General features: G+C 71.9%; 11 protein-coding genes. 6 read left to right on the top strand and 5 right to left on the bottom strand.

Going from position 1 to position 13,495, the window contains the following annotated elements; translation table 11 throughout:
* The first annotated feature begins 52 nt into the window (after positions 1 to 52).
* From WME90_RS38990 to WME90_RS38970, 5 genes are all read left to right on the top strand, one after another.
* Positions 53 to 1,066, top strand: coding sequence for an ADYC domain-containing protein (locus WME90_RS38990; protein ID WP_437277147.1), 1,014 nt, complete (start codon positions 53 to 55; stop codon positions 1,064 to 1,066).
* 251 nt (positions 1,067 to 1,317) lie between these two features.
* Positions 1,318 to 2,475, top strand: coding sequence for a hypothetical protein (locus WME90_RS38985; protein WP_437277146.1), 1,158 nt, complete (start codon positions 1,318 to 1,320; stop codon positions 2,473 to 2,475).
* Positions 2,476 to 2,898: 423 nt separating this feature from the next.
* Positions 2,899 to 3,732 carry a KPN_02809 family neutral zinc metallopeptidase gene (gene ypfJ, locus WME90_RS38980; protein ID WP_437277145.1) on the top strand — a complete coding sequence of 278 codons (834 nt, stop codon included), beginning with the start codon at positions 2,899 to 2,901 and terminating at the stop codon, positions 3,730 to 3,732.
* Between the two features lie 243 nt (positions 3,733 to 3,975).
* Positions 3,976 to 8,586 carry a capsule biosynthesis protein CapB gene (locus WME90_RS38975; RefSeq protein WP_437277144.1) on the top strand — a complete coding sequence of 1,537 codons (4,611 nt, stop codon included), beginning with the start codon at positions 3,976 to 3,978 and terminating at the stop codon, positions 8,584 to 8,586.
* A 136-nt stretch (positions 8,587 to 8,722) separates the two neighbouring features.
* Positions 8,723 to 9,271 carry a Uma2 family endonuclease gene (locus tag WME90_RS38970; RefSeq protein ID WP_437277143.1) on the top strand — a complete coding sequence of 183 codons (549 nt, stop codon included), beginning with the start codon at positions 8,723 to 8,725 and terminating at the stop codon, positions 9,269 to 9,271.
* Positions 9,272 to 9,288: 17 nt separating this feature from the next.
* Here the strand turns inward: WME90_RS38970 and WME90_RS38965 are convergent, their stop codons facing one another.
* The 3 genes from WME90_RS38965 to WME90_RS38955 all read right to left on the bottom strand — a co-directional run bounded on the left by WME90_RS38965 (position 9,289) and on the right by WME90_RS38955 (position 11,074).
* Positions 9,289 to 9,543 (bottom strand): hypothetical protein, encoded by a 255-nt coding sequence (locus WME90_RS38965; RefSeq protein WP_437277142.1) that lies wholly within the window; start codon positions 9,541 to 9,543, stop codon positions 9,289 to 9,291.
* Between the two features lie 184 nt (positions 9,544 to 9,727).
* Positions 9,728 to 10,090 (bottom strand): GFA family protein, encoded by a 363-nt coding sequence (locus tag WME90_RS38960; RefSeq protein WP_437277141.1) that lies wholly within the window; start codon positions 10,088 to 10,090, stop codon positions 9,728 to 9,730.
* 216 nt (positions 10,091 to 10,306) lie between these two features.
* The gene (locus WME90_RS38955; RefSeq protein ID WP_437277140.1) at positions 10,307 to 11,074 is read right to left on the bottom strand and encodes an SDR family NAD(P)-dependent oxidoreductase; all 768 of its coding nucleotides are present in this window, start codon (positions 11,072 to 11,074) and stop codon (positions 10,307 to 10,309) included.
* 17 nt (positions 11,075 to 11,091) lie between these two features.
* Between WME90_RS38955 and WME90_RS38950 the strand changes: the two genes are divergently transcribed.
* Positions 11,092 to 11,214 carry a hypothetical protein gene (locus tag WME90_RS38950; RefSeq protein ID WP_437277139.1) on the top strand — a complete coding sequence of 41 codons (123 nt, stop codon included), beginning with the start codon at positions 11,092 to 11,094 and terminating at the stop codon, positions 11,212 to 11,214.
* A gap of 72 nt (positions 11,215 to 11,286) precedes the next feature.
* Here the strand turns inward: WME90_RS38950 and WME90_RS38945 are convergent, their stop codons facing one another.
* Positions 11,287 to 12,126 (bottom strand): tail fiber domain-containing protein, encoded by an 840-nt coding sequence (locus WME90_RS38945; protein ID WP_437277138.1) that lies wholly within the window; start codon positions 12,124 to 12,126, stop codon positions 11,287 to 11,289.
* Between the two features lie 165 nt (positions 12,127 to 12,291).
* On the bottom strand, positions 12,292 to 13,476 hold the full coding sequence (locus WME90_RS38940; protein ID WP_437277137.1) for an aldo/keto reductase: 1,185 nt from the start codon (positions 13,474 to 13,476) through the stop codon (positions 12,292 to 12,294).
* Positions 13,477 to 13,495: the final 19 nt, after the last annotated feature.

The following is a 13,495-nucleotide window of genomic DNA, read 5'->3' as shown; positions in this document are numbered from 1 at the left end:
ATCGTCGATGCGCAAGGCGTCAAGGCTTTAGCGTCAGCGCTCGGAGGCGATCATGTTGAAGCGGTGGTTTTGGGCGGGAGCGATGGTCGGGCTCGCGCTCCTCGGCGCCGGTTGCGCCGCGGAGATCGACGGCGTCGAGGACGAGGAGGAGCCGGCGGAGAGCTCGCTCGCCCTGCGGGCGCTCAACACCCTGGCGCTCAACGGGGCGAACATCAACGGGGTCCGCTTCAACGGGGTCCGCTTCAACGGGGTCCGCTTCAACGGGGTCCGCTTCAACGGGGTCTCGCTGGACGCGACGACGCTGGTCGGGACGCGCGAGAGCGACGGCGCGCCGGTCGTCGGAAGCGACTTCATCGGCGCGGAGATGGCGGTGGTCCTGGACGATCGGTCATCGGTGGTCGTCCGCATCACGAACGTCGTCGCGCGCGGCGGGATCACGTATTACACGGTGAAGTACAACGGCGGCCCCGGGGTCTGGGTGAACGTCTGCGGCGATGGCCTCGAGGCGATCCCGATGAAGGGGACGTGGGACGCGGCGACGGGGGCCCACTCGGACGACGGGGGCATGTTCACGTTCGCCTGTCAGGGGGCGGCGATCGGGAAGTGCGCCGAGTGGGGCTACAGGGAATGGGCGGCCGAGGCGGAGTGCAATGCGAGCGGCTGCGAGGACAGGGATCTCTCCTACTTCCATCAAGCGTGCATCCGCATGGTGCGCGCGGACTACTGCGGCGACGGCGTGCCGCACACGCGGACCGGGACGGCGATCGACATCTGGGATGCGCTCGGCATCCAGACCGAGACGGCGGGCTCGGGCATGAGCCTGGAGGCCGAGTGGACGGTGGACGGCGCCGCCTGCGTCAGCCACACCCGGTGGAAGGGCTTCGGTGCCAGCAACCCGGATCGCGACTACATCCTGGCGCATTGCCCCGAGCGATGGGCGGGGGGCGATCCGAGCTGCGGCGGGAGCGGCTCGACCTTCCACAAGGAGAACGGCTTCTCGACGCCGCTCGGCCAGCGGCGCCTCCTGCGGAACGCGTCGTCCACGACCAACGTGAGCCCTCTGTAGGCGGCGCCGTCGCGCAGGTCCGGGCGCGGTCACGGTCGCGCCCGGGCCGCGGAGTGCCGGAGTGTGTCAGCGCTGCGGCACGACGATCGAGGGGAGCGCGCCGTGGTTCCCGCAGAGCGCGCAGGTCTCGATGCGATCGCGCCCTGATCGGCGGTGGTACGTGGCTTGCGATAGAGCCTGGCACAAGCCGCCCTGTTCCGAGCTCCTCGCCGTGCTCCTGAGGCAGCGGGCATGGGCTGGAGGTGCACATCATGCTGCTCGACCGATCGTTTCGACAAACGCTCATCGCCCGCCTCTTGCAGAGCGCCGGCCCCGCGACGGCCGCTGCGCTCCTCGTCGCGGCGCCGGGCTGCGCGGAGCCCGAGGCGGAGGCCGCCGATCTCCGGTGCTTCGCGTGGGACGAGGCCCTGGGAGCGTGCCTCGACCGCGCGCAGGCGCTGGACGAGCTCAAGAGCATCTACACGAGGTGCGACGACAGGATCGTGTCGGTGGAGAGCGACGGGGAGCTGCGGAACGGCGGCTGTTGCTACGAGGTGATCGCCGAGGATCAGAGCGATATCTGCCCGATGGAGGGCCGGCCGTTCACGCTCGAGGGGCACCGGGTCAGGGCGGCTCCGCGCGAGGCCGAGGCAGGGTGGCTCGCGCGGGCGACGGCGAGCGGCGCGAGCGGGCAGCAGCCTTCTCTCGCGGATCTGACGGGCGAGGAGCGGGAGACGCTCGCCGGCGGCTGGCTCCGGAGCGCGCTCGAGGAGCACGCGTCGGTGGCGTCGTTCGCGCGCTTCGCGCTGGATCTCATGGCGCTCGGCGCGCCGTCGTCGCTCGTCGAGGCCGCCCACATCGCCGCGCTCGACGAGGTGGGCCACGCCCGCCTCGGGTTCTCGCTCGCGAGCGCCTACCGGGGCGGTCCCGTCGGCCCGGCGGCCTTCCCCATGCCGCCCGCGGTGCCGATCGCCCCGGATCTCGCTGCGATGGCGCGCGCCGCCGCGGAGGAGGGCTGCGTCGGCGAGACCGTGGCCGCGCTGCTCGCCGCGGAGAAGCGCGTCCGCGCCGGGGACGCCGCGGTGCGGGCGGCGCTCGAGGTGATCGCGGAGGACGAGGCCCGGCACGCCGAGCTGGCGTGGCTCACGGTGGCGTGGGCGATCGGAGCCGGCGGCGAGCCGGTGCGCCGCGCCGTGGCCGAGGTGTTCGAGGCCGCCGCGGCGTCGCTCCGGCGCCCGCCCCCGCCGGAGGCCGAGCCGGGGGGCGGCCGCGCCGCGGCGCTCGCGGCGCACGGCCACCTCGGTGGGGCCGACGTGCGCGCGCTGCACAGCGCCGCGCTCGCGCAGGTGGTGCTGCCGTGCGCGCGCGCGCTGGGGCTCTGGCAGCCCGCGGCCGCCGCGGGGGCGGCTCGGCCGGAGGCGAGCGTGTAGAGCGCCGATCGCATTGATCAGCCGAGAAATGAACCGCCAAGTGCGCCAAGAGGTTTGTGGTTTTCTTCGCGTGCTTGGCGGTTCGAAATTCTGCTCTATTCAGGTGGTTTCAATCCGTTTGTCCCTCGAGCGATCTCCGAGGCGCTCGGGGAGGGGAGCTGGTGGTACAGGCGGTAGAGCAGCGCTGGCCAGAGGACAGGGCAAGTCGGTGAGGTGCGCCGCCAGGACGCCTGAAGACAAAGTCTTCTCGGAAGACATCGAGAGAGACGCCCGTCTCCTTGATGGCCCTGGGCAGGCGGCGATTCGGTCGCTCGTACGCCGCGTGACCACGCCGGCGCCACAACCAGGCGAGCAATGCTCTACGTCCTGACCGAAAGCTAAGGTACCACCCGATGCGCAGTCCACGCTATACATGCGCTGGCCATGCGCTGGACACCTGGGAAACGCAGTGCAAACCTCCGAGACCTCCGCGGTACGTCCGGCGGAGCGAAGCTCGGTGTCGGCGGGACGGTGATCCTGCTCGTGCTCTCGCTCGTCTTCGGGAAGGATCTCCTGTCGGGGTTCGGTCAGGGGGCCGCGAGCTCCGGTGCACAGAGCGAGCGCGCGAGCTCGCCCGAGGAGGAGCGGCTCGTCGACTTCGTCTCCTTCGTCCTCGATGACACCGAGGCCGTGTGGACGCAGGTGTTCAGCCAGACGGGGCAGCGCTATCCGGCGCCCCAGCTGACGCTGTTCACCGATTCCGTGAGGTCGGGCTGCGGTGTCGGCGAGTCGGCGATGGGCCCGTTCTACTGCCCGGCGGACCGGACGGCGTACGTCGACCTCGGCTTCTACCGCGAGCTCAAGGCGCGGTTCGGCGCGCCCGGCGACTTCGCCCAGGCATACGTGCTCGCCCACGAGATCGGCCATCACGTGCAGAACGTGCTCGGGATCGAGCGCAAGCTGCGCCAGCTGCAGGCCGCGCGCCCGAGCGAGAAGAATGCGCTCTCCGTGCGGATGGAGCTCCAGGCGGACTGCTTCGCCGGGGTGTGGGCCCACTCCACGGCGAAGCGCGACCTGCTCGACGCGGGCGACGCCGAGGAGGCCCTCCGGGCCGCGTCCGCGATCGGGGACGACCGGCTGCAGAAGGCCGCGACCGGCAGGGTCAACCCGGAGACGTGGACGCACGGCTCGTCGGCGCAGCGGGTCGCCTGGTTCAAGCGCGGCATGCAGGGCGGCCGCGTCGAGGACTGCGACACCTTCGCCGAGGGCTCGCGCTGAACAGGCTGCGCGCGCCGGCCCCCCCGGGGCTTCGCCTCGAACCCCGGCGGGCTGAGCCGTCCGCTCGCGCGCGCCGGGAGAGGCAGGTCCCGAAAACGGCGGCTCGCGGCGGCTCCGCGCGACGGTGTACCCTGCTCGCCCGCCGATGGTCTCGCTGCCCGGTGCCGCTCGCTCCTTGACGCAAGGCCGTACCCTTCGCCCTCGCGCGCGTACCCTTCGCGTTCGTGCGTGCGCGGAGGCGCCGTGAGCTCGCGCGGGGCGCCCGACCCCTGGACCTCCGCGCCGCGGTCGATCGCCGAGGTCGTCGAGGACAGCCTCCCTCAGATCGAGGTGCGGCTGCGCCCGCGCGCCATCGCCACGGTCGTCGCGCGCGTCACGGCCGACCTGGGCGACGACGAGTACCCGAGGCCCGCGCTGCTCGCCGCGCTCGCCCGGTGCGCCGACGGCGCGGTCGCCGAGGTCGATCGGCTGCGCAGCGCCGAGTCCGCGCTCGTGCTCGCCTACCAGTCGGCCGCCACCCCCGCCGAGCGGCGCGAGCTCCTCGCCCGCCAGCTCCGCGTCTGGGCGCGAGAGCCCAAGAAGGGCGGAGCCTCCATGCTCGCCTGGGCCGCCGCGCGCCTCGAGCAGGCCGGCGACCTCTCGGCGCTCGGCCGCAACCTCGACCTCGAGGCGGCCCAGGAGCGCTTCGCCACCGCCATCGCCGATCGCCTCGACGAGGTCGAGATCGCCTACCACGCGCTCACCCACCTCGCGCAGCACCTCGACGACCCGTCCGACGCGCTGCACGTCGCCCGCGACGGCGGCGTCCTGCGGCTCGCCATCGCGCACGCCGAGCCGAGCCGCCCCGCGCCCGTCCGCCGCGCCGCCCTGCTCGCCGCCGTCACCCTCCTGCACCGCCTCCCGGCGCGCGAGCGGCTCGCCCACCTCGGGCTCGACGCGGCCCGCTCCGTGCTGGCGTGGTCGCGCGGCGTCAACGCGTCCCGCTGGGTGCAGATCGCCGCCCTCGAGATCGGCGTCCTCCTCTTCCCCGACGAGGCGTTCTCGCTCTTGGCCGAGCGCCTCCGCGCGCGCGACGCCGCCGACAAGGACGGCCCCATCCTCCGCCGCAACGCCCTGCGCCTCCTCGGCGCGGCGGCGCGCCCGTCCGCCCCGGCGATCCCGCTCGACCGCGCGGCGCGCCGCTCCAGCGCGGCGTGGGACACGCGCCGCTGGAACGGCGCGCACGAAAGCCGCGCCAGCCGGTCCAGCGTCGCGCCCGAGGCCGCCGCCGGAGGCGCCCGCGAGGGCGCCGAGCTGCCCGACGCGCCCGCGCCCGACTCGGCGCCCCGGCTCAGCGCCGATCCCGCCGCCGGCGCGTCGCCTGCGCGCCCGGCGCCCGCGAGCGCGGATCCGCTCGCGATCGCGCTCCTCGCCCGAGACGACCCGAGCGAGCACGTGCGCCAGGAGCTCGTGCGCCAGCTCGTCGCGCTCGGCGGCGCCGAGGCCCTCACGGCGCTCGTCGAGCTCGCCGAGGGCGACGGATCGCCTCGCGTCCGCGGCTACGCGCTGCGGGAGCTCTCGCGCCACGCGGCCGACCACGCGGACGCCGCCCCGTTCGCCGAGCGCGCCGTCCGCTTCGCCCTCACGAAGCCCGGCCCGCCGCTCGCGTCCCGCGCTGCCCTCGAGGCGGTCCGCACGCTCTGCGCCGGGCCTTATGCCCCGCTGCCTCCGGGGACGTTCGTCGAGCTGCTCGCCGAGTTCGCGAGCCGCCCGGCGATCTCGCCGGACCTGTCCGACGAGGCGGCCGCCGTGCTGCGGCTGCTCGAGGTCGAGAGCCGCCCGGTCGCCGAGCGCGTCCGCCAGGCGCTCCTCGCCGCGGCCTCGGAGCTGCTGGAGGGCGAGAGCGCGCCGGTCGAGCTCCCGGCCGACGCCGAGCCCAGGGACGTCGAGCGCGCGCTCGCGGTCGCGTCGCGCGGCGACATGACGTACACGCTCCGGCGCCGCGCACGGGGCCGGTACGTGCTCACGCGCGGCGAGCCGCGCGGCTTCCGCCTGTGGCGGCTCATCCACGAGATGCGCACCCCGATGCCGGACAAGCGCAAGGGGTGGATCCACACGAGCGGCCGCCTGTTCGCGGGCGAGCTCGTCGCGCCGCCGGTCGGCATGGCGGAGGTCACGCCGACGCGCGTGCCGGGCGAGCGCCACGTCTACCCGCCCGTGGGCGGGTGGGGGCCGTTCGTCCCCCGCATCGACGACCTGCTCGCCGCCGCCAGCCTGACCCAGCGCGAGATCCGCCTCATCACGGCGCGCGGCACGGTCACGGTGCGCGGCCCGGCCAAGCTCGCGCACCGGCTGCGCGCCCGCGCCCTGATCACGCTGCGCTACGACCGCTACGCCCAGGCCCGCATGCGCGCGCTCGTGGCGCAGGAGCCGGCCGAGCAGAAGAAGTTCTCGCTGATGACGGGCGAGCTCGGCTTCACGGTCGCGCTCGGCGACACCGGGGGCGAGATCGAAGGCCGCCCGTACGAGATCGAGCCGCACCTGCCCGGCAAGTACCTCGCGATCGCGCTGCCGTCGGCGTTCCAGGTCGGCCGCGACTGGCTCTCTGGCCCGTCGGTGCCCGTCTGGATCGACGGCTTCTTCTCGTACCTCGTCTCGCCGGCGGGCAACGTCCCGACGCAGCTCGCGTGGATCGTGTTCCTCGTCCTCGCGTACATGGTGCTGCGGGCCGCGTGGATCGCGGCGCAGATCGAGCGCGCGCGCCGGGGCATCCCGCTCACGATCGGCGGCTGGGGGACGCGCGGCAAGAGCGGCTCGGAGCGGCTCAAGGCCGCGCTGTTCCACGCGCTCCGCTACGACGTCGTCGTGAAGACGACCGGCTGCGAGGCGATGTTCATCCACGCCATGCGCGACCTGCCGGCGCAGGAGATCTTCATCTACCGCCCGTACGACAAGGCCACGATCTGGGAGCAGCGCAACATCCTCACGGCCGGGCGGAACCTCCGCGCCCAGGTGTTCCTGTGGGAGTGCATGGCGCTCCAGCCGCTCTTCGTGGACACGCTCTGCTCCGAGTGGATGCGCGACGAGATCACGACGCTGACGAACGCCTATCCGGATCACGAGGACATCCAGGGCCCCGGGGGCGAGGACGTCGCCCGGGTGATCGCGCGCTTCATGCCCACGGACGGGCTGTCGTTCACGACGGAGGAGCAGATGCTCCCGCTGCTCAAGGACCAGGCGCAGCGCAAGGGGACGAACCTCGTCGCGATCCCGCCGATCGACGCGGACCTCCTGCCGGTCGATCTCCTCGATCGGCTCCCGTACCAGGAGCACCCGCGCAACGTGGCGCTGGTGCTGGCGCTCGCGGACCATTTCGGCGTCGATCGCGAGTTCGCGCTGGTCGAGATCGCGGATCACGTGATCCTCGATCTCGGCGTCTTGAAGACGTACCCGACGGTGCAGTACCGGGGGCGGAAGCTGACGTTCTCGAACGGGATGAGCGCGAACGAGCGCGCCGGGTTCATGTCGAACTGGACGCGGCTCGCGTTCGACAAGCACGACATGGACGCGACGCCCGGCAAGGCGACGGTGATGGTGGTGAACAACCGCGCGGACCGGGTCGCGCGGTCGCGCGTGTTCGCGCAGATCATCGTGGAGGACATCGGGGTCGATCACGTCGTGCTGATCAACTCCAACCTCGGCGGGATGATGCAGTTCATCACGGAGGGGCTCGACGCGCGGCTCCGGGACATGGTGATCACGGGCGACGGAGGCAAGGAGCGCGCGCTCGAGCGCTTCGACGAGCAGATGAAGAAGCTGGGCGTCCCGGCGCGGGCGGGCGCCTTCGAGGAGGATCTCACCCGGATGCTGCGCGCGCTGCCGGCGATCGACGAGGCGGCGGCGGCGGCGATCGTGGGCGGGCCCGGCGTGGCGGGGAAGAAGGGGGAGCCCGAGGCGATCGAGGCGGCGGTGAAGCAGGCCCTGGAGGCGCACGCGCCGCCGGCCGGGGAGGACGACATCCGCCCGGACATCATCCACCACGCGGCGCGGCTGTCGCGCCGGCTCGCCCGCCGCGACAAGGCGCGCGCCGAGGTGGAGGCGGCGCTGACGCGCGGCGCGGACGCCGAGGCCAACCAGGCGTTCCGCGCGGCGTACCGCGAGCTGTGCCTCGATCGCATCGCGGTCCTGTGGAACGCCGACGCGAAGGGCGACAAGGTGATCGACTTCATCACGCGCGAGATCCCGCCGGGGTTCGACGCGCGGCTGATGGGGTCGCAGAACATCAAGGGGACCGGGCTCGACTTCGTTTACCGGTGGCTCTCGATGGATCGCGTGAGGACCGCGATCGAGCGCATGCAGAGCAACGCGTCGACGCGGCGCGAGGTGCTGACGTTCTTCCTTTCGTACTCGGATTTCGGCCTGATCGATCTGCGCGAGGCGCTCGCCGCGGCGCGCGCGGCCAAGGAGCAGGGCGGCGCCGGGTGGGCGGAGCACGCGAACCTGATCGACGGGGCGATCCGCAGGCTCGAGGCGCTCGACAAGGAGAAGACGGCGGCCCTCGTGGTGACGGGCAAGACGGGGGTAGGGACGAAGGTGCTGCTCCGGATAGAGCAGTTCGTCGATCACATGGACTCGGTGCGCCGGACGCGGTGGGCGAAGATCGTGATGGACGATCTGTTCGCGATGCGCATCGGCCACGGCCAGGCCGCGCTGCTGCTGCGGGAGATCGTGGGTCGGCAGAAGGGCGGCTGGCTGGCGAAGGACCTCGCCAAGTGGGTCGAGAAGCGCAGGGCGTGGCTGGAGAGCCGGCGGAAGAAGCGGCCGAAGAAGGCCGAGCCCGCCGCGCCGCCGGGGGCGGCGGCGGAGCCGGGGTGATGGGGGTGGAAGCGAGCAGCTGGCGAGGGGAGCGCTGCTGCCGCCGGGGGGGGCGAGCGTGCTATCCTCACCAGCCGTGATGGCTGGCGCCGCCGTTGCTCTGGATAGCTCGGACCGCCTCAGCGATGAGGCGTGGATGGAGCTCGCCGAGGACGAGCCGGGCGAGCTCGTCGGTGGCGTGCTTGTGGAGGAAGAGGTGCCGGACTGGATCCACGAGACCGCCGTCATGTGGCTCATCCGGGTGCTCGGCGCGTGGGCGGCCGCCCGCGGGGGCTTCGTGGCCGGCTCGGAGCTCAAGTACCTCCTCCGCAAGGGCAGCGGGCGCAAGCCGGACGTCTCCATGGTGCTGCCCGGGCAGAGGCCCCCGCCGCGGCGCGGTCCCATGCGGCGCCCGCCGGACGTCATGATCGAGGTGGTCTCGCCGCGGCCGCGCGACGTCCACCGCGACCGCATCGAGAAGCTGCGCGAGTATGCGGCGTTCGGCGTGCGCTGGTACTGGCTGCTCGATCCGGCGACGAGGATGCTGGAGATCTACGAGCTCGGTCCGGACGGGCGCTACGTGTGGGCGCAGGCAGCCGCGGGCGGGCGCGTCGAGGCGGTGCCAGGGTGTGACGGGCTGGTGGTCGACCTGGACGAGCTCTGGGGCGAGCTCGACCGGCTGGGGGAAGAAGAGCCGGCCGAGTAACCAGCCCGCGGAAAAGGTCAGCTGCCGGGCTCGATGCGGGAGAGGATCCCCTCCAGCGCCTCGACCGCGCGCATCGGCAGCCGCACCGAGACCGCCGTGGAGACCGCGGTGGGCTCCGGGTTGATCTCGATGGTCGGAACCCCCAACCGCGCGGCCTCCAGGACCGGCCTCATGATATAGGGGAACAGGCTCGACGTCCCGGTCGAGACGACCACATCGAAGCCGTGCGCGAGCTCCCGCCGGAGGACCTCGACCTTCTCCAGGGGGAGCATCTCCCCGAAGAGGACGACATCGGGCCTGAGCGTGGCGGCGCACTCGTGCCCGCGGATTGGTCCGGTGCGCGACCGAGAAGCGCTCCTCGCGAGCGCAGGGCCGGCGGTGGTCGGCCGCGGCCTCGCCGTCCGGGCCCGCGGCCCGGCGCGCTGGCCGCCACGGACCCGGCCAGCCAGGGCGCGATTACAGGCTCTTCCCGTCGAACTTCATGATCTTGACGGCGTCGATATCGACGCCGTCCAGGCAGCGGACGTTGATGGCGCACATCTCCTGCCCGTTGGGAGCGATTCCCCGCGCGAACGACTCGACGCCGCAGACCGAGCAGAACACATGGTGAATGACCTTCTTGTTGAACTGGTAGTCGGTGAGGAAGTCGCCACCCTCCTTGAGCGTGAGCTGGTCCACCGGCGCGAAGGCCAGCATCGCGCCCAGCTTCGAACAGCGCGAGCAGTTGCACACGACCACGGGAGCGCTCAGGTCCACCTTTACTTCGTAGCGAACCTTCCCGCAGTGACAGCCACCTGTATAGGTCTTGAGCTCCGTCATGTGCGCATGGTGCCACAACGAGCCGTCCGCGCGCCGCAAAAACGCGGGGCGCCGTGGCGAGCTGCGCGCGGGCGAGGAAGGTGCCCGCGTCGCAGCGGCAGGTGAGCGGCGCCGGGCTCAGCCGCCGCGCATTGCGTCCTGTTGAAAACTCTTCTCGGTGTATGGACTGCCAGCGTGACCCCGCCTCTCCGTCTCAACCAGGCGGCCGTGTCATGGCTACTGCTCTTCGTAGTTCCAGGTCAGCCCGCCATCGATGAAATACGTCGAACCGGTCACGTAGTCGGCGTCCGCCGAGGCGAGGAACACGGCGAGCCCGGCCACGTCCTCCGGCTTTCCCAGGCGGCCGAGCGGGATCTGATCGAGCAGCGCGCTCACCTTGTCGTGATCCTTGAGCAGGTTGGCATTGATCTCCGTCTCGATCGCGCCGGGCGCGATGGCATTCACGGTGATCCCGGCGCCGCGCAGCTCGACGGCGAGCGTGCGCGTGAGCATGCGGACGCCGCCCTTGCTGGCGCAGTACGACGCGAAGTGGGGAAACGGCAGGTCCTCGTGTACCGAGCTGATGTTGATGATCTTGCCGGGGCGCCCGGTCTCGCGCAGGTGACGGACCATCGCCTGGCTCCCGAAGAACACCGCCTTGAGGTTGGTGTTCATGACCGCATCGTAGTCCTCCTCGGTCGCCTCCCAGAACGGCGCTCGCTTCTCCATCCCCGCGTTGTTGACCAGCACGTCCAGCCGGCCAAAGCGCGCGACGACGTCCCGGATCAGCCCCTGCACGCTTTGGACGGAGGCGACGTCGACGGCGAACAGATGACCTTGCCGTCCGGCGGCCTCGACCTCTGCCAGCGCTGCCTCGGCGCCCTCCTTGCTCTTGTGGTACGTGAGCGCCACGTCGGCGCCTTCCCGGGCGAACCGGACAGCGATGCTGCGGCCGATCCCCCGGCTGCTGCCTGTCACGAGCGCGATCTTGCCTTGCAATCTCATGGCGGCCTCCTGTCTCCATGAGCAGCGTGCCCCCCGCGATCGCCAGCAGAGCGTCGCTCACCGTTCGTCGCGAGCCGCTCGCGCCTTCCAGCACGCTGCTCCTCTCGGGCATGGCCTCTCTCCGGCCCGATCTGCTCTAGCACGTTCGTGGTGCAGGCCAGCGGCACGCCCTCGACGAGGGATGACCTGGGCGCTCGACACCTGCAGCCGCTTTACCGCGCAGCTCGGCCGGTTGCCCTGGCGGCCGTGGACGCCGGAGGGTGCGCCTGCCGTGCCGAGTCGAGCTCCTTGCGGAGCGCCGCGAGCTCACGCTCGAGGGCGGCGATCTGCTTCTGCTGCATCTGGATCGCTGCCACGGCCATGCTCGTGTATCCGTACAGATCGACGTGGTCGCCGTCGCGCGCGACCGCCGGGCTCGCCGGATTGTCGTCGATGATGAACCCGAGGTGCTCGCGGCCGCGCTCGCCCTCGTGGTTGTAACGCCAGGTCGCGAGCGGCGTCGCGACGAGCTCGTCGCGCACGCGCTCGAGCTCGGCCTCCTGCAGATAGCGAATATCGTGTTTGTACCGGGCGCGGGATCTCGGGCAACCCCCTGGCCCCTGCCTCGGATCGTCGCTCGTACAGAGCAGGTGGGCGTTGCAGTCGTTCGCGGGATCGCACGTCGCGTCCGGCGCGGCGCAGGGCTCCCCTTCCTTCTCGTCGGTGCACGGCTTGACCCCGTCGCGGGGGCGGTGACCGCTGCACACCGGATCGCCGCACGTGAGATACCACCTCAGCTCCTCGGCTCCGCCGCCGCTGCCCGCGCCCGCGCCGCCGCTGCCGGCTTCTGTTCCACCGCTGCCGGAGCCCGCGCCGCCGCTGCCGGCGCTCGCTCCGCCGGTTCCTGAGCCCGCGCCGCCGCTGCCGGAGCCCGTGCCGCTGGCGCTCGCTCCGCCGGTTCCCGAGCCCGCGCCGCCGCTCCCGCTGTCCCCTCCGCCGGAGCTGCAGCCTGCCCCTGCGGCCAACGTGAGCGCGCAGAGGAGCGCCATCGTCCCTGTACCGTGAATGCGCATGAGAAGCCTCCTTCGATCGACTGCCCCTGACCGACCAGGGAATGATGTCGAACGAGGGCAGGCGACGGCAAGAACCGTGCGCTGCCGGCCGTGTGCGCATTGAGAGGCCTGCGCGTGGCTCACCGGTCGAGGAGCCGCTCGCCGGGGCCTTCGCGAGGCCTAGACTCAGTGTTTGCCGAGGCGCCTCACCTCGCCGCCCGCGAGCAGCGCGTGCGCCTCTGCCAGCACCTCGAGGATGCGGTGCCGCTGCGGCGCGTCCGCGAGGGCCTGCGCGAGGTCGAGCTCCCGCACGCGATCGGCGCGGTTGCCCGGGAACCAGTGGTCGCCGTTGCCGAGGAGGTTGTACCGCATCTTGCCGTAGGCCGTCATGTCGAGCGCCCGGGCGTAGTTGTACAGCCGCAGGATCTCGCGGATGTTCACGTGCCCGGGGACGGCTTCCCAGTCGGGGAGGCCGACGTGCCATGTGTCGACCCACGCGCGGCCGAGCACCCGCTCGAGCTCTTCGTCGATCCTGCGCAGGATCGGCGCCAGCGCGGCCTGCGCGGCGCCCTCGCCGTCGAGCAGCGGCAGGGCCTTCATGTGCTCGTCGAAGTCGGACGGGCGCGCCGCCCCGACGCTGATCGTGTGGACCTCCGGACGAGCGAGGCAGAAAAGGTCGTTGAACACGATCGGCGAGAGCGGGGCGCAGAGCCGCACCAGCTTGTCGCTCGGCTCGTACAGCTTGCCCCCCTTGTCGGTCGGGCTGATGATGAAGACGCCCATATCGCGCTCGGCGGCGGCCTGGATTGCAGGCCAGGCGATCTGGTTCACGTAGTACCAGTGCAGGTTGACGTAATCGCAGCGGCCGTCCTGCACCATGGCGGTGATCACGCGCGGCGCCCCGTGCGTCGAGAACCCCACCGCGCGCACGCGGCCTTGCCTCTTCAGCTCGAGCGCCGCGTCGAGGCAGCCCCCTTTGCGCACCGACCACGAGAGGCGCGTCTCGTCGTTCACGCCGTGGAGCGCGAACAGGTCGACGTAATCGAGGCGGAGGAGCTTCATCGACCGCTCGAATGTCTCAAGGAACTTCGCTGGATCCGCCTCGGGGCTGACCTTCGTCTGGACGATGATCCGCTCGCGCGGCATCGACGGCAGGATCTGCCCGAGCTGCTCCTCGCTCGTGCCGTACCCTCGCGCGGTCTCGATGTGATTGATGCCGAGCTCGAGCGCCCGCATGATGCACGCCTCGAGGTTGCGCTGGCTCGCGGGCGAGACGGGGTCCTTGTCGTTCCAGGATTGCTGGTACCGCATCCCCCCGCACGAGAGGACAGGCATCTTGATCTCGGTCCGACCGAAACGGCGATAGAGCATGCGTGTTGATCTCAGGCTC

This window comes from Sorangium sp. So ce375 (assembly GCF_051473855.1).
In the GTDB taxonomy this organism is placed as follows: Bacteria; Myxococcota_A; Polyangia; order Polyangiales; family Polyangiaceae; genus Sorangium.
The sequence above is the reverse complement of the archived record's forward strand: the minus strand, read 5'-3'. Positions and strand labels throughout refer to the sequence as shown.

What these genes read in the sequence shown, in the direction of transcription:
- WME90_RS38990 (WP_437277147.1), top strand. Translation starts at nt 53, where the DNA reads ATGTTGAAGCGGTGGTTTTGGGCGGGAGCGATGGTCGGGCTCGCGCTC.
- WME90_RS38985 (WP_437277146.1), top strand. Translation starts at nt 1,318, where the DNA reads ATGCTGCTCGACCGATCGTTTCGACAAACGCTCATCGCCCGCCTCTTG.
- ypfJ (WP_437277145.1), top strand. Translation starts at nt 2,899, where the DNA reads ATGCGCTGGACACCTGGGAAACGCAGTGCAAACCTCCGAGACCTCCGC.
- WME90_RS38970 (WP_437277143.1), top strand. Translation starts at nt 8,723, where the DNA reads ATGGAGCTCGCCGAGGACGAGCCGGGCGAGCTCGTCGGTGGCGTGCTT.
- WME90_RS38965 (WP_437277142.1), bottom strand. Translation starts at nt 9,543, where the DNA reads ATGCTCCCCCTGGAGAAGGTCGAGGTCCTCCGGCGGGAGCTCGCGCAC.
- WME90_RS38960 (WP_437277141.1), bottom strand. Translation starts at nt 10,090, where the DNA reads ATGACGGAGCTCAAGACCTATACAGGTGGCTGTCACTGCGGGAAGGTT.
- WME90_RS38955 (WP_437277140.1), bottom strand. Translation starts at nt 11,074, where the DNA reads ATGAGATTGCAAGGCAAGATCGCGCTCGTGACAGGCAGCAGCCGGGGG.
- WME90_RS38950 (WP_437277139.1), top strand. Translation starts at nt 11,092, where the DNA reads ATGAGCAGCGTGCCCCCCGCGATCGCCAGCAGAGCGTCGCTCACCGTT.
- WME90_RS38945 (WP_437277138.1), bottom strand. Translation starts at nt 12,126, where the DNA reads ATGCGCATTCACGGTACAGGGACGATGGCGCTCCTCTGCGCGCTCACG.
- WME90_RS38940 (WP_437277137.1), bottom strand. Translation starts at nt 13,476, where the DNA reads ATGCTCTATCGCCGTTTCGGTCGGACCGAGATCAAGATGCCTGTCCTC.